General features: G+C 70.9%; 19 protein-coding genes. 11 read left to right on the top strand and 8 right to left on the bottom strand.

Features of this window, described 5'->3' with window-relative positions:
- The first annotated feature begins 24 nt into the window (after positions 1–24).
- The 7 genes from ASG63_RS15755 (at position 25) to ASG63_RS15730 (ending at position 4092) form a co-directional block, all read left to right on the top strand.
- The gene (locus ASG63_RS15755) at positions 25–219 is read left to right on the top strand and encodes a hypothetical protein (protein ID WP_056218269.1); all 195 of its coding nucleotides are present in this window, start codon (positions 25–27) and stop codon (positions 217–219) included.
- Positions 216–563 carry a hypothetical protein gene (locus ASG63_RS15750; RefSeq protein WP_082514032.1) on the top strand — a complete coding sequence of 116 codons (348 nt, stop codon included), beginning with the start codon at positions 216–218 and terminating at the stop codon, positions 561–563. Before ASG63_RS15755 ends, ASG63_RS15750 begins: the two co-directional genes overlap by 4 nt.
- Positions 564–779: 216 nt before the next feature.
- Positions 780–938, top strand: a complete 159-nt coding sequence (locus tag ASG63_RS26015) for a hypothetical protein (protein WP_200917574.1) — start codon at positions 780–782, stop codon at positions 936–938.
- A 177-nt stretch (positions 939–1115) separates the two neighbouring features.
- Positions 1116–1400: a hypothetical protein gene (locus ASG63_RS15745; RefSeq protein WP_244472726.1), complete on the top strand. Its 285-nt coding sequence runs from the start codon at positions 1116–1118 to the stop codon at positions 1398–1400.
- A 213-nt stretch (positions 1401–1613) separates the two neighbouring features.
- On the top strand, positions 1614–2144 hold the full coding sequence (locus ASG63_RS15740) for a hypothetical protein (protein WP_056218265.1): 531 nt from the start codon (positions 1614–1616) through the stop codon (positions 2142–2144).
- 100 nt (positions 2145–2244) lie between these two features.
- Positions 2245–3141 (top strand): diguanylate cyclase domain-containing protein, encoded by an 897-nt coding sequence (locus ASG63_RS15735; protein ID WP_056218262.1) that lies wholly within the window; start codon positions 2245–2247, stop codon positions 3139–3141.
- Between the two features lie 261 nt (positions 3142–3402).
- The gene (locus ASG63_RS15730) at positions 3403–4092 is read left to right on the top strand and encodes a response regulator transcription factor (RefSeq protein ID WP_056218260.1); all 690 of its coding nucleotides are present in this window, start codon (positions 3403–3405) and stop codon (positions 4090–4092) included.
- Positions 4093–4150: 58 nt separating this feature from the next.
- Here the strand turns inward: ASG63_RS15730 and ASG63_RS15725 are convergent, their stop codons facing one another.
- The 3 genes from ASG63_RS15725 to ASG63_RS15715 all read right to left on the bottom strand — a co-directional run bounded on the left by ASG63_RS15725 (position 4151) and on the right by ASG63_RS15715 (position 8065).
- Entirely contained in the window at positions 4151–5560 is a 1410-nt protein-coding gene (locus ASG63_RS15725) for a cytochrome ubiquinol oxidase subunit I (protein WP_056218257.1), read from the bottom strand.
- A gap of 131 nt (positions 5561–5691) precedes the next feature.
- Positions 5692–6699 carry an SDR family oxidoreductase gene (locus ASG63_RS15720; protein ID WP_056218254.1) on the bottom strand — a complete coding sequence of 336 codons (1008 nt, stop codon included), beginning with the start codon at positions 6697–6699 and terminating at the stop codon, positions 5692–5694.
- A gap of 187 nt (positions 6700–6886) precedes the next feature.
- Positions 6887–8065: a DNA topoisomerase IB gene (locus tag ASG63_RS15715; RefSeq protein WP_056218251.1), complete on the bottom strand. Its 1179-nt coding sequence runs from the start codon at positions 8063–8065 to the stop codon at positions 6887–6889.
- Between the two features lie 120 nt (positions 8066–8185).
- Here ASG63_RS15715 and ASG63_RS15710 point away from each other — a divergent pair, with 120 nt between their 5' ends.
- Both ASG63_RS15710 and ASG63_RS15705 read left to right on the top strand, forming a co-directional pair.
- Positions 8186–8788 carry a hypothetical protein gene (locus ASG63_RS15710; protein ID WP_056218248.1) on the top strand — a complete coding sequence of 201 codons (603 nt, stop codon included), beginning with the start codon at positions 8186–8188 and terminating at the stop codon, positions 8786–8788.
- 37 nt (positions 8789–8825) lie between these two features.
- Complete coding sequence (locus ASG63_RS15705; protein ID WP_056218245.1) at positions 8826–9485, top strand: class I SAM-dependent methyltransferase; 660 nt, start codon at positions 8826–8828, stop codon at positions 9483–9485.
- 7 nt (positions 9486–9492) lie between these two features.
- Here the strand turns inward: ASG63_RS15705 and ASG63_RS15700 are convergent, their stop codons facing one another.
- Positions 9493–9900: a DoxX family protein gene (locus ASG63_RS15700; RefSeq protein ID WP_056218242.1), complete on the bottom strand. Its 408-nt coding sequence runs from the start codon at positions 9898–9900 to the stop codon at positions 9493–9495.
- A 135-nt stretch (positions 9901–10035) separates the two neighbouring features.
- Complete coding sequence (locus ASG63_RS15695) at positions 10036–10338, bottom strand: DUF3572 domain-containing protein (protein ID WP_056218239.1); 303 nt, start codon at positions 10336–10338, stop codon at positions 10036–10038.
- A gap of 75 nt (positions 10339–10413) precedes the next feature.
- Here ASG63_RS15695 and ASG63_RS15690 point away from each other — a divergent pair, with 75 nt between their 5' ends.
- Positions 10414–10794 (top strand): response regulator, encoded by a 381-nt coding sequence (locus tag ASG63_RS15690; protein ID WP_055946254.1) that lies wholly within the window; start codon positions 10414–10416, stop codon positions 10792–10794.
- 60 nt (positions 10795–10854) lie between these two features.
- Complete coding sequence (locus tag ASG63_RS15685; RefSeq protein WP_056218237.1) at positions 10855–12228, top strand: PleD family two-component system response regulator; 1374 nt, start codon at positions 10855–10857, stop codon at positions 12226–12228.
- Between the two features lie 36 nt (positions 12229–12264).
- On the opposite strand, the gene ASG63_RS15680 is transcribed toward ASG63_RS15685, so the two are convergent.
- From ASG63_RS15680 to ASG63_RS15670, 3 genes are all read right to left on the bottom strand, one after another.
- Positions 12265–12855, bottom strand: coding sequence for a DUF2059 domain-containing protein (locus ASG63_RS15680; RefSeq protein WP_056218234.1), 591 nt, complete (start codon positions 12853–12855; stop codon positions 12265–12267).
- Positions 12856–12922: 67 nt separating this feature from the next.
- Positions 12923–13630 carry a ribose-5-phosphate isomerase RpiA gene (rpiA, locus tag ASG63_RS15675; protein ID WP_056218231.1) on the bottom strand — a complete coding sequence of 236 codons (708 nt, stop codon included), beginning with the start codon at positions 13628–13630 and terminating at the stop codon, positions 12923–12925.
- Positions 13631–13834: 204 nt separating this feature from the next.
- Positions 13835–14335, bottom strand: a complete 501-nt coding sequence (locus ASG63_RS15670; RefSeq protein WP_407067272.1) for a hypothetical protein — start codon at positions 14333–14335, stop codon at positions 13835–13837.
- Positions 14336–14570 lie beyond the last annotated feature (235 nt).

Raw genomic sequence — 14570 nt, 5'->3', positions numbered from 1 at the left:
GGATCGCGAGAGGAGAGCGGAATCATGGAACGCACGCTGGACTGGCTGCGCGGCACCGTGCGGATCGCCTGGTGGGACGGCTCGGCCCTCGACCTGCGGCTGCATCGCTTCGCCGACCTCATCGACGCCCTGGCGGGCGCTCCGGAAACGGATCCCGCCCTGGTGCCGGCCCACTGGCGGGAACGCCTGTCCGACCGGACCTCGGGAGCCCGGGCATGAGCGGGCAGGACGAGCGGATGGATGCCCCACCGCACCCCGCGCCGGCCTGCGCCGAGCCCGCGTCGCCCGAGGCCCATCTCGACGAGGCCCTGCGCCGCGCCTTCTGGCAGAGCCTGAACCGGGCGCCCCTGCCGGCCCTGTCGGCGCTGGAGGTGGCGGCCCGCGTCGTCGGTGCCCTCTATCGACAGGTGGCCCAGGCCCATGAGGGGCCGCAGGGCTGCCGCTGCGGCTGGGAACCGGATCCCGATTGCGACCTCATCGTGCTGGAGGCCAACCTCGCGGCGGCCCTGATGCAGCCGCCCGAGCCCGATCTCGCCCGCATGATCCCCCTCGGGCGCGCCTGATACGGGCTCCGCTCGATCAACGTGGAGCCCGTATCCGGCAAGCCCTCGCGGCGTTTGAGCGAAGTCCAAATCCGCCATCCGGAAGGGATCAACCGGCCAGCCCTCAGGTCCAGGATCTGGTATGAGCCGGGATGGTTACGATTCCCTCATACTCCCGGCCGACCATGGTGGTGCGAGCCCGATCTCGGCCTCGCGTCGGCGCACCGGGAGTGTGGGATGGACGGGTTCTATCGCGGCATCGAGACGAGCCTCCTGGCCTTCAGTCTCGTCCTCGGGCTCGGTGCCCTGGTCCTCTCGCACCGTGCCCTGCCGCGCCCGACCGTGGCCCAGCTCGCGGTCAGCCTGCCGATGATCTCGGTCTCGGCGCTGCCCTGAGCATTCATCCGGGCCGTACACCGAATCCCGCTCAAGGATTCATGATCGGCCGGTCCTCGCGACTGCAACCCTTCCGGCCCCTCGCGACTTAACAGTTCAAGAGGCAACGCACGCCGTTGCACGATCCTGACACGTTGAGGGCACATCCCCCGAGGGATGTGCGAGCGAGACTTTTCGATGGTAGCGAATCGACTGCGCGTATCCGCCATCGCGGGTACTCTTGTCTTGGCCGGGACATTCCTGACGGGTGCCGGTTTCTCGGGCGCTTTCGTCTCCGGCGCCCTTGCGGCTCCGGTCGCCGACCAGGGTCCGGGCAAGGCCTCCGTGGTTGCACCCACCGTCACCCCCGTCGCGGCCGTGACCGAATCGGAAGACGAGTCGGTCAATTGCAGCCGCTCGCGCAAGCGCCTCTGGGTCGAGGGCGAGGGCTGGATCGTTCGTCGCGTCACCACCTGCCGCTAGCGCGAGACCGGGGGCGCCGCGGCGAACCCGACCCTGCCGCGAGGCAGGGTTTTTCGTATCGTGAGCCTTGTCCCCTGCCTGCCGAGGCTGCTCCGTCCCGCTCGGGGGCCCGCCTAAGCACTCTTCGACGCTGAAGGCCGCCGGGATTTCGGGAACGACGGAGGCGTCCGCCGGTTCTCGTTCGAATCGGCCAGCGTGGGAGTCCGGCGTCGCATGACCACTCGTTCGAAGATCCTGTGGCGCAGGGGAATCTCCCTCGGCATGGCCGGCCTCGCCGGTGCTCTGGTGCTCTCCGGCCTGGCCGGCACGGCGCAGGGCCAGGACCTCGCCTACGGCAGCTATCCCTATGACGGCTACGAGAACGGCTATGGCGGGCCGCTGATTCATGGCGACTATGTCGGTGCGCCGCTCACCCGTTTCCCCCGCCCGAGCGAACTCGTGCCCAGCGCCTGGGGCTACGGGACCTACGGCATCCCCACGGTGGCGGGGATCCGCAGTGCCTCGGTCGGCACGCCGACGGTCTACGTCATCGAGGGGCAGCCCTCCGCTTCCCGCGCCGCAGCCCCCGGCCGCTCCCGGGTTCTGACGCGCGGCCGACAGGGGCGCTGGTCGGACGCTGCCGGGCCCACGCGAGCCAGGGGCCCCGGCGGCCCGTTTCAGGCTGCCGCCCCGGTTGCCGAGACGAGCGGAGGGGCCCGCGTCATTCCCGTCCGGGTTTCGCCGGCCCAGATCACGCAGCGTTAGGGCGCAGCGCCGGAAGAAGACTCCGCGCCGACTTTCGCAAGCGGTTAATCTGTTCGTGCCACCTTCTGGTCAAGAACCGTGAAGGTGGTCAGGCCGCGCCATGCATATCGTCCTCGTCGACACCAGTCGGGTCGTCCTCAAGATGATCGCGGCGCTGCTCGAGCCCAACGGTCACACCGTCTCGGCCTTCACCGATTCCGCCGAGGCCCTCAACTTCGTGGAGAATACCGGCTCGGTCCGGGTGCTGATTACCAGCCTCGAGGTCCGGCCGCTGGGCGGCCTCGAACTGTGCTGGTCCGCCCGCCTGCTTGCCGAGGCCAATCGCCCCCTCTACGTCATCACCATGTCCTCGGCCCGGAACGCCCGGAACTTGGCCGAGGCCCTCGATAGCGGCGCCGACGACTTCATCGAGAAGCCGCCGGGACCGGAGGAGCTGCATGCCCGCCTGCGGGCCGCCGAGCGCCTCACCACGATGCAGAGCGAACTGATCCGCCTCGCCGACACGGACTCGCTGACGGGCCTGCTCAACCGGCGCGCCTTCCTGCAGAAATCGCGGGATGCCGCGGAGCGCGTGGGGGATCACGGCAGGATGTCGGCCATTCTCCTCGACATCGACCACTTCAAGGGCATCAACGACGAGTACGGCCATGACGTCGGCGATGCGGCGATCCAGGCCGTGTGCCGGGAACTCGCCCTCGATGGCATCGTCGGCCGACTCGGCGGCGAGGAGTTCGGCATCATCCTGCCCCACCGCTCCGGCACGGAGGCCGAGGGTGTGGCGACCCGCCTGCGCCGCTCGATGGAGGCCCTGCGCATCCGCGGCGGCCGGGTCCCGATCCGCCTCACCTGCAGCTTCGGCGTCAGCGAATGGTTGGAGGGCGACACCATCGAGGGTCTGCTCAAGCGGGCCGACATCGCCCTCTACGAGGCCAAGACGACGGGACGCAACCGCGTCGTGAGCGCCGCCTCCGACCTCGTGCTGGCCCGCGCCGGCTGAGCCGAAACCTGTCTCGAATCGAGGGGGAACCCGGCAGCTCCCCTGTGCCGTTGCGAAACGCCCGCATTCCCGACCCGGTCGCGCGATGCGGCCGTTTACCAAAGTACCGCCGGATTTCCCGTGGGTTTTGGTCAATGTTCGGGGGATTGCACCAGAATCCAGATTGAGCCTTGGCCAGTAAAACCCTGGAACGAAACTTGATCTGAACCTCCCAGGGAACGCCGCGGTGTGTCGCGGTGGGACAATGGGGAGGGTAGCGGCATGAATGACGCCGTGGGAGTTTTGATCGTCGGCGAGCCCCTCGGGCTCGAGCCCGCGTTTCGCGCCGTCATCGAGCATGAGCCGCGCCTGCAGACCTTGAGCGAAGGGGAACTCTCGCCCGGGTCGGACGGACCGTCACGCAAGGTCGCTTTGCTGTTCGTCGGGGCGGAGCCCGAGCCGGGCCTTGCCGGCCGGATCGCGGCGCTCAAGGGTCGGGCGCCGGGCCTCGCCGTCCTCGTCGGCTTCGAGGTATTGCGGGCGGGCCTCCTGACCCGGCTGGTGGAGGCGGGCGCCGATGCCTTCATCGCCCGCTCGGCGACGCCGCGCGACATCTGCCGCGCCCTCCTCACCCTTGCCGCCAGCCCGACCGAATCGTCCTGGGACGAGGCGGCACCGGTGGCGCCGGCCCCCGCCGATGGCCTGACGCCGCGCGAAGCCGAGATCCTGCGCTTCCTCAGTGCCGGTTTCAGCAACAAGGAGGTGGCTCGCCGCCTGAACCTGAGCGTGCGCACGGTGGAGACCCACCGCCTCAACCTGCGCCGCAAGACCCAGACCGGGCGCCTCAAGGACCTCGTCGCCCTGGCCCGCCACCTCGGCCTCACGCCGGTGGTCGATGCCGCGCCGGTCCGTTCGACGGGCGGCGACCGCCCCCGGGGCCTGCACGCGAGCGAGTCCGTGGCCCGGCTCTGAGCCGGGCCGCGACGCCCCTCAGGCGGGCAAGACGTTTCTCAGGCGAGCAAGACGTTTCTCAGGCAGGAGTCAGACTTTCGTTGACTGCGGAGAGGGGACGCTTGGGCTTCTGGGCCACGTCGCCGCCGCGCATGGCCTCCTCCAGCGGCTCCGGACCCTTGCGCAGGAGCTTGGCCAGATAGTAGCTGCCGAACCCGAAGATGAAGGCGTAGGCGATCAGGAAGGCGACCAGGGAGGTCGTCACGGCGTTGACCGTCAGGGGCGAGTGGGCGTCCGCCGTGCGCAGCTGCCCGTAGACGATGTAGGGCTGGCGCCCGATCTCGGCGGTGAACCAGCCGAACAGGACCGCGCCGAAGCCGGACGGTGTCATCAGCATCGCCGCGTTGAGGAACCAGCGGTTCGAGAAGAGCGTGCCCTTCCAGCGCAGGTAGAGGCTCCACAGGCTCAGGCCCAGCATCGCCATGCCGATCGCGACCATGATGCGGAACGAATAGAAGACCGGCCAGACCGGCGGACGCTGGTCGCGCGGCACGTCCTTCAGGCCCGGCACCACGCCCGAGAAGTCGTGGGTGAGGATGAAGCTGCCCAGCCGCGGGATGCCGATCTCGAAGTCGTTCTTCTCCGCCTCCATGTTGGGGATCGCGAAGAGCAGCAGGGGCATGTTGTCCTGCCGGTCCCAGTTCGCCTCGATCGCCGCGAGCTTGGTCGGCTGCAGCTTGAGCACGGCCAGCCCATGGGTGTCGCCGACGAAGATCTGGATCGGCGTGAAGATCACCGCGAACCAGAGCGCCATAGAGAGTGAGAGCCGGGCGCCCGCCACCTTCTCGGCCGGCTCCTTGCGCGCCCGCAGGATCATCCAGGCCGACATGCCCGCCACCGCGAAGGCCGTGGTGAGGAAGCAGCCCAGGACCATGTGGGCGTAGCGGATCGGGAAGGAGGGGTTGAAGATCACCTTCCACCAGTCGGTGGCGATGGCCCGGCCGTTCTCGACGACGAAGCCGTCGGGGGTCTGCATCCAGGAATTGGCGGACAGGATCCAGAAGGCCGAGATCAGGGTGCCGATCGCCACCATGCAGGTGGAGACGAAGTGCAGCCGGTCGCCGACCCGGTCCCAGCCGAACAGCATGATCCCGAGAAAGCCGGCCTCCAGGAAGAAGGCGGTGATCACCTCGTACTGGATCAGCGGCCCGAGCACGTTGCCGGTGAAGTCGGAGTAGCGCGACCAGTTGGTGCCGAGCTGGTAGCTCATCACGATGCCGGAGACGACGCCGAGGCCGAACGAGACCGCGAAGACCTTCACCCAGAACCGGTAGAGGTTCCGGTACATCGGGTTGCCGGTCCAGAGCCACTGCGCCTCCAGGCGGGCGAGGAAGCTCGCCAGCCCGATGGTGAAGGCCGGGAAGATGATGTGGAAGGCCATGGTGAAGCCGAACTGGATGCGCGAAAGCAGGAGCGCGTCGACGTCCATGGCAAACCCTCATGCGATGTGGGGCCCCCGATGGGAGGGGACCCTGGAACAGCTATAGCGTGAAGACGCCGAAGCTGCATCCGGTTCGCGGCGGGCGACCGGGTCGCAGGGTTGTGCGGCCTCGGGGCGGCTCAGCGCCGCGGCAGCAGGCGGCGCGGCGCGCGGGCCAGGGTCGCGACCCCGAACAGCCCGAGAGCCACCACGCCCGTCAGGCCGGCGACGAGGAGATCGCGGTCGCGGCTCGTCCAATAGGCGCTGCGCGTCGTCTTGGTCCGGTCCGAGAAGCGCCCGTCGATGCCCACAGGGCCGGGCACCGGGGCGAACAGGTTGCCGGCCTTGTCGGGGGCCGGTTCGTCGGTGAGCTGGGCCGACCACATCGTGGCGGCCTTCGCATCCGCGTAGCCCGGCATCAGCGCCTGGGCGGCGGCCATCATCACCGTGCTGTGGCCGACCCAGACCTCCCGGCTCGGGTTGTCGGCCGTGGCGACGATGGCCTCGGCGCAGAGGCGCGGATCGTAGACCGGATCGGGGGCGTACTGGCCGTGGCCGGTGCGGTTGCGGGCCCAGTTGAACTGCGGGGTGTTGACGGCGGGCAGGTAGACCACGCTGAGGGAGACCTTCACGCGATCGTGGATCAATTCGGAGCGGAGGGCGTCGGTGAAGCCCGAGACCGCGAACTTCGCCGCGCAGTAGGGCGCCTGGAGCGGCGCGGCGCGGATGCCGAGGCCCGACGAGACCTGGATGATGGCGCCGCGGTCGCGCGGCTTCATGTGGCGCAGGGCCGCCAGCGTCCCGTAGACCTGGCTCAGGTAGGTCGTCTCGGTGACGCGCCGGTACTCCTCGGGCGTGATCCGGTCGGCCGGGTTCACGATGGTCGCCATCGCGTTGTTGACCCAGGCCCGGATCGGGCCGAACTCCCGCTCGATCCGCTCGGCGGCGGCATCGATCGCCTCCGCGTCCGCGACGTCGGCCGAGATCCCCAGGACGGGGCGGCCGTAGGCGGACAGGTCGGCCTCCGTGTCGCGCAGGCGGTCGGCATCGCGGGCGATGACAGCCACGGCCCAGCCCCGCCGGGCGAAGAGATGGGCGGTGGCGAGCCCGATTCCGGCGGTTCCCCCGGTGACGACCGCAACCTTCATGATGTTTCATCCTTGGTGAGCGCGTGGCGCCAACGGGTTCGGGGGCGACCTGGTGTCGGCGGGGATGCGTGCCCAAACGACACGGGGGAAGCGGGGTCGTCATGGCTGATGCCCTCCGCGACTCTCCCTCTCCCGCAGAGGGGGGGGAGGGGGATGCGTCGAGGCCAAGCTGTCTTCGAGCGTCGACTCAGGCGGCCTGACCCTGTGGGGATTCCGATGCCGTCGCGCGCCGCTTCCCGGCCGTCTTCCCGGCCCGCGCGCCCGAGAGATCCCGGCCCTTGCCGTCCTTCACCTCGGCGAGGCGTGCCTGGAGCAGGCCGAGCACGGCCGCCTCCTCGGGCTTCAGCCCGGCGAGGTCCTCGCGCAGCTCGTCCTCCACCGCGTCCTTGATCTGCAGCAGGAGCGCGCCCTCGAGGTAGCAGTCGAGCACCTGAGGGTGGATGTAGCACTTGCGGCAGATGGTCGGCGTGTTGCCGAGCCGGGCGGCGACGCCCTCGATGGCGGCGCGCAGGTTCTTCTTGGCCTTGGCCTCGCTGTCGAAGGCCTCGAATTCCTGCAGCGCCAGGGCGGCCAGGACGGTCCCGGCCCAGGTCCGGAAATCCTTGGCGGTGATGTCCTGGCCCGTGATCTCGCGCAGGTAGGCGTTCACGTCCGCCGAGGTCACGTCGCGCACGGTGCCGTCGGCGTCGCGATATTGGAACAGCTCCTGGCCGGGCAGGTCCTGGCAGGCCTTGACGATGCGGGCGACGCGCCGGTCCTTGAGGCCGAGGTCCCAGGTCTTGCCGCTCTTGCCCTTGAACCGGAAGGTCAGCGCCGAACCCTCGATCCGAGCGTGCCGGTCGCGCAGCGTCGTGAGGCCGAAGCTCTTGTTGGTGCGGGCGTAATCGTCGTTGCCGACACGGATCAGCGTGGTCTCCAGGAGGTGGACCACGGTGGCCAGCACCTTTTCACGGGGGAGGTCGCGCCGGCCCATGTCGGCATCCACCCGGGCGCGGATGGCCGGGAGCGCGTCGGCGAAGGCCATGACGTGCTCGAACTTGGTGAGGTCGCGGGCGGCGCGGAAATCCGGGTGGTAGCGGTACTGCTTGCGCCCCTTGGCGTCGCGGCCGGTCGCCTGGATATGGCCGTTGGCCCGCGGGCAGATCCAGACGTCGGTATAGGCCGGCGGGATCGCCAGGGCGCGGATGCGCGCCAGCGTCTTCGCGTCCCGCACCGGCTGGCCCCGGGCGTCGCGATAGGCGAAGCCCGTCCCGCTCTTCCGGCGCGTCAGCCCCGGCATCGTGTCCTCGACGTAGCGCAGGCCCGCCTCCTCGGCGGCGTCGCGCGGGTCGGCGACCGTGCCCTCTTCGTCGCGCGCCGTGGCCATGCTCCGGTTCCGTCCCTCACGGTGTCTCGTTGGCCGTCAACGGGGCCGCGCCATCCCCTGTTCCGCCATCCCCTGTTCCGCCATGGGCTGTTCCGGCGGGGGCGTGCTACAGCGCGTCCGATGGATCATCCCGCTTCCGGCACCAGGCCCCGGCGCCTCGTCCTCCTCGCCCCCGACGATGCCGGGTTCGCCGCCCGCGACCTCCCCCTGGTCGCGGCGGCCCGGGCCGCCGGGCTGTCCGCGACGGTGGTGACGCGGGTGGACGCCCATCGCGGGGCGATCGAGGCGGCGGGCGCCCGGGTGGTGCCCTTCGCGCTGGGGACCTCGCGCATCAACCCGATGGCGGCGGGCTACGAGGCGGGCCAGCTCGCCGGGATCCTGAAGGCCCTGGAAGCCGACCTCCTCCACGCCATCGGCCTCCGGGCGATCGTGGTCGGCGGCACGGCCGCGGCCATGTCGGGGATCGCGGCGCGGATCTACCAGCCCGACGACCTCGCGGCCCTGAACGCCCGCACGGATGCCGCCGGGCGCCTGACGCGCTTCGCCCTGCGCCAGGCGCTGCGGGGCCCCCTCGCCACCCGGACCACCCGATACCTCTGCGCGACCGCGGCCGAGGCCGCCGCCCTGGGGCTCGATCCGGCCGATACGGCGCTGGCACTGGCGGGCGCGGACGGGCTCGCGGCCGCCGCCGGCACCCTCTACGGCGAGTTCGCCCGGGCATGAAATGCCAGGAGGAGCGCGCCAGCATGAGCACGCCAGCATGACGCCGTCGGCCGATCCCCTCGCCTTCATCCGGGCCAACACCCGGCTGCGCCCGGTGCCGCACGCACCCGAGATCATCCTGCACGTGGCCGACGAGGCCACCGAGCTGTGGCAGAAGACCGAGGACGAGCTGGAGGCGATCGGCCTGCCCCCGCCGTTCTGGGCCTTCGCCTGGGCCGGCGGGCAGGCGCTCGCCCGCTACATCCTCGACAACCCCGGCCTCGTGGCGGGCCGCCGGGTGCTCGATTTCGCCTCGGGCTCGGGCCTCGTCGCCATCGCGGCGGCGCGGTCCGGCGCGGATCATGTCACGGCCAGCGACCTCGACCCCTTCGCGATCCCGGCCATCGGCCTCAATGCGGCGGCCAACGGCGTGGCGGGGCAAATCGAGGCGGTGTCGCGGGACCTCATCGGCACCGATCCGGGCTCCGCCGTGGTGCTCGCCGCCGACATCTTCTACGAGCGGGATCTCGCGGCCCGGGTCACGGACTGGCTGTCCGGCCTGCACGCGGGCGGCGCCACCGTGCTGGTGGGCGATCCCGGCCGCTCCTACCTGCCGCGCGACCGGCTCACCGAACTCGCCACCTACACGGTGCCGGTGAGCCGCTCCCTGGAGGATGCCGAGATCAAGCGCAGCAGCGTCTGGCGCTTCAGCGCCTGAACCGCCTTCAGAACCGGCCGCGGCGCTGCGCGTCGAGGCTCCAGGGGCCGGCGCCGGCGGCGGCGAGGTAGAGGAAGACGAAGCAGAACAGGATCGCGGCATCGCCCCCGTTGAGCGCCGGGAACGGGCTCTTGGGGTGGTGGGCGATGAAGTACGCGAAGGCCATCTGGCCCGAGAGCAGGAACGCCACCGGCCGCGTGAACAGGCCCAGGATGATGAGCGCGCCGCCCAGGGTTTCGAGGATGGCGGCGAACCACAGCAGCGACATCATCGCGGGGGCCGCTCCGCCCCCCATCCGCACGGGAAAGCCGAACAGCTTCTGCGTGCCGTGCTCCAGGAAGAGCAGGCCTGCCACGATGCGCAGGATGCTGAGGAGGCGCGGGGCCCAGGTCGTCGAGAGGCTGGCGAGGGACATGGGCGAGGGGTCTCCGGCGATGGGCCCGCCGCGCGGACGGCGCCCGCGCGAAGCCGTCGAGCCATAGCGCGGGGCAGGGGACGGGGCGAGCCTCGGAGGGCAATCCCGCGGGGATATCCGGCCGCGTGGCCCTGCCTACAGGCCGTCGTCGAAGTCCGGCGGGCCGAGGCGGCGCCAGGCGGCGGCGATGCGCTCGGGCTTGGTGTCGAGGGCCTCGGCGCAGGCGAGGAGCGTCGCCTCGTCACCCATGATATGATCGAGGATGCCCGCCAGGAAGCCGGGATCCTGTGCACTGGCCCGCAGGGTCTCGGGCGTCGCCCCGGTGGCATTGAGGAAGGCGAACAGGCGCTCGTCGTCGGTGGCCATCCAGGCGAGGGCCGCCAGGGCCACGCCCTCGGCGGAGTCGTCTCCGCCATTGGGTTTGCGTTTCGTCAACATGTATCCGCTAAATCTCCTGAGGCGGGGCATGCGTCGAACGACAATGGGCCGTCCACGCACCGGGAACAACGGGCCATGAAGAAGACCGTGCTCATCGTTGAGGACAACGAACTCAATATGAAGCTCTTCAACGACCTGTTGGAGGGCCATGGCTACGCGACGCTCAAGACGGCCAACGGCATCGAGGCGATCGAGCTCGCGCGAGCGCATCGCCCCGACCTGATCCTCATGGACATCCAGCTTCCCGAGGTCTCCGGCCTCGAAGTCACGAAGTGGCTCAAGGAGGACGACGACCTCAAGGCCATCCCGGTGATCGCGATCACGGCCTTCGCTATGAAGGGCGACGAAGAGCGCATCCGCGAGGGCGGCTGCGAAGCCTACCTGTCGAAACCGATCTCGGTGGCGAAGTTCCTCGCCACCGTCCGCCAGTATCTCGGCGACGCCAGGACCGCCTGACCCGTCCACCTCGCTCATAGCCTTCCCGATGGCCCGTAGTACGACCCTGCGCGAGGACCGATGTCGGCCCGAATCCTGATCGTCGATGATCTCTTTCCGAACGTGAAGCTCCTGGAGACGAAGCTCTCCATGGAATACTTCGACGTTCTGGCGGCGATGAACGGCCCCGACGCCCTGACGATCTGCGAGAAGGGTCTCTGCGACCTCGTCCTCCTCGACGTGATGATGCCCGGCATGGACGGGTTCGAGGTCTGCCGCCGGCTCAAGAGCAACCCCAACACGGCCCACCTGCCCGTCGTGATGGTCACCGCCCTCGACCAGCCCTCCGACCGCCTGCGCGGGCTCGATGCGGGCGCCGACGACTTCCTGACGAAGCCCATCGACGACACGGCCCTGTTCGCCCGCGTGCGCAGCCTCGTGCGCCTCAAGGCGGTGACGGACGAGCTGCGCTCCCGCGCCATGGCCTCGCGGGATTTCGGGATCGGCGACCCCCTGGCCCTCGCCGCCGCCGAGACCGGCCTCAACGCCTCGATCCTCCTCGTGGAGGACCGCCCCGGCTCGGCAGACCGCCTCGCGGCGGCCCTGGGCCAGCACCACACGCTCACGGTCGAGCCCGACCCGCACAAGGCCCTGGTGCTGGCGGCGGAGGGCACGTTCGACCTGACCCTGGTCAGCCTCGACATCCAGGGCTTCGACGGCCTGCGCCTGTGCAGCCAGCTGCGCTCCCTCGACCGCACCCGCCTGATGCCCGTGATGATGATCGCCGAGGAGCACGACCGCGCCCGGGTGATCCGGGGCCTGGAATTCGGCGTGCACGACTACCTGATGCGGCCCGTGGACCGGAACGAGCTCGTGGCCCGGGTGCGCACGCAAGTGCGCCGCCGCCGCTTCTCGGAGGCCCTGCGGGGCGCCGTCCAGGCCTCGATGGAACTCGCGGTCACCGACGGCCTCACGGGCCTGCACAACCGGCGCTACCTCGACAGCCATCTCGGCGCGCTGTTCGGCGAGGCGGCCCTGCGCAACCGTCCGGTGGCGGCGCTGATGCTCGACATCGACCGCTTCAAGTCGATCAACGACACCTACGGCCACGAGGCCGGCGACGAGGTGCTCAAGGCCTTCGCCGAGCGCATCCGCACCCATACGCGCGGCATCGACATCGTGGCCCGCTACGGCGGCGAGGAGATCGTCATCATCCTGCCGGATGCCGAGGCCGAGGGGGCCTACGCCATCGCCGAGCGCATCCGCGAGCGGATCGAGGCGGTGCCGTTCTCCATCCAGCGCGACACCCGCACCGTTCCGGTGACCGTCTCCATCGGCGTGGCCTGGCGCCGGGCGGAGGATGCCGGGCCGGCCGACATGCTCAAGCGGGCCGACCTCGCCCTGTACCGGGCCAAGAGCACCGGCCGGAACCGCGTCGAAGCGGCGGCGGCCTGAAGCCGGGCCGCGCGCCGCCCGAGGCCCTGAAGCCCGCTACTGCAGCTGGTGGCCCTTCTTGGCCATCTCGGCGCGCACCCGGACCATGATGTATTCCGAGACGTCCTGGGTCCAGGTCTGCATCGCCTGGACCATCTCGTCGAGCACCTGCGGCTGGGTCTCGACGTAGCGCTTGCCGGCGGGCGAGCGGAAGAAGGTCGCGATCTCGTTCAGCTCGGCCTCGGACAGGCGCGAGGCGTAGATCCGGGCGGCGGTCTCGATCATCGCCTGCTTCTGCAGCTCCATCTCGGGCTCGAGGGAGGCCAGCACCGTATCGAGGTCCTTGGTGATCTCGGGCCGGGTCACGGCGCCTTGGCGGATGCGGTCGCTGAAGGCCGGGATGATCGAGTCGAACGAGCGGGCGATGCCGGAATTCAGCATGACCTCGCGGGCGAGGGCCAGGTGGTTGGCCGAGTAGGCCGGCGTCTGCGCGGCGGGGGTGCTCGGCGCCGGCGCGGCGGGCGGCTTGGCGCCGGGCTTGGCCGCCGGCGGCTTCTGAGCCGGGGCTTGGGCGTGCACTGGGGCCAGGGCGCCCAGGGGGGCGCTGGCGAGGACGAGGGCGGCCAGGGCGGCGAGGCGGCGGGACATGGCGGACGCTCCGGGAGGGGTTCGGCGAAGGGGAAGACGGAAAGGGAGAGGATGGGGGCGATCGCCCTCAGACGATTCCGAGCCGGCTCACCACCGCCTGCCCGTCCCGTGCCTCGGCCAGGATGGCTCCGGTGGCGAGGCCGAGGAACAGGCCGTGCTCGACGACGCCCGGCACGGCCCAAAGGGCACCCGACAAGGCCTCGGGGTCCGGGATGCGTCCGAGATGGGCGTCGAGGATGTGGTGGCCGCCATCGGTGACGAAGGGCGCGCCGTCCCGGGCCCGCAGGACGAGCTCGCCGGTGCAGCCGCTCGCCCGCAGGGCGGCGCCCACGGCCCGGCGGGTGGCGCCGAGGCCGAAGGCGTTGACCTCGATCGGCAGGGGAAACGCCCCGAGGGTCTCGACGCGCTTGGCGGCATCCGCGATCACCACCATCCGGTGGCTGGCGAAGGCGACGATCTTCTCGCGGAGCAGCGCGCCGCCGCCGCCCTTCACGAGGCGCATCGCTCCGTCGATCTCGTCGGCGCCGTCGATGGTCAGGTCGAGTTCGGGCAGCGCTTCCAGGGTGGCGAGGCGGATGCCGGCGGCCTCGGCCGCGACCCGTGTCGCCTCGGAGGTGGGCACGCCGACGACGTCGAGGCCGGCCCGGACGCGGGCGCCCAGAAGCTCGACGAAGACGTTGGCGGTGGACCCGGTCCCGATCCCCAGCCGCATCCCGGGCGTGACCAATCCGACCGCGACCTCGGCCGCCGCGCGGCGCAGATCCGGCCCGCTCACGCGACGGCTCCGGCGGCTGGGAAGGGGCGGGTGTGCGGCATGGAACGGCTCGGGCGAAGGGCGAATCGGGCGAAGGGCGAAGCGGGCGAGGGGCGAATCGAACGGGGCGAGCCACCGGCCGGCGGACGCGCCCGGTGCCCCTAGCACGCCGGGCCGGAGGGTCCAACGCGGCGTGTCGGGGGCGGCGATCGGGTCAGGGCGCGGTCAGGGACGGGCGCTCTGGGGCGGCGTGGCGCTCGGGCCCACCCGGCCCGGGGCGGCACCGGTGGCCGGGGCCTCGTCGGCCCCCGGGCTCGCCGGGTTCGCCTGCGCGGTGCAGACCACCGCTTCCTTCTGCAGCTGCACGTAGCAGATGCTCATCTCGCCGGTGCGGTAATTGACCCGGAACACCCCCGCCTCGCGGGTGTGGCGGGAGGCGACCAGGCCGTATTCCGACGGGGCCTGGGCGCTCGCGCCCTCGCCGGCGCCGTAGCAGACGGTGACGCCGACGCTGCCCACCGCGCCCTCGCGCAGGCCGTACTGGCAGGAGGTCACCTCGCCCGTGACCTTGTCGACGCGATAGACCCGGTTGAGGTCGATCTGGGGGGCCGGCACGAACTCGAAGGAGGCCGCCCAGGCCGGCGCGGCGAGGGCCGGGAGCAGGCCGGCCGTGACGACGAGGGCCCGGGCGGGGCGGGCGGACATCGGACGCAGGATCGAACGCATCGGGAGCCTTCGTGAATGCTGAGGTGCGCGGAGCGGTGGGGGTCGGGCGGGAAACGACGCGACCCTAGCGCCGGCTTACGGCGCAACCGTGGCCCGACGGATCGCCGCGCGCGGGAACGCAGGACGCCGCGACGGCGCGGGAAGCAGATCGAAACTGCGCCGCGATCCCGCAGCTGGGCGGTGCCCGCGCGGTGATGCCGCTGGCGTCATTCCGCCAACATGCTAACGGGGTTGG

Source organism: Methylobacterium sp. Leaf94 (assembly GCF_001426045.1).
In the GTDB taxonomy this organism is placed as follows: Bacteria; Pseudomonadota; Alphaproteobacteria; order Rhizobiales; family Beijerinckiaceae; genus Methylobacterium.
Note: the sequence above shows the minus strand (reverse complement) of the source record. Positions and strands in the feature narration are given on the sequence as shown.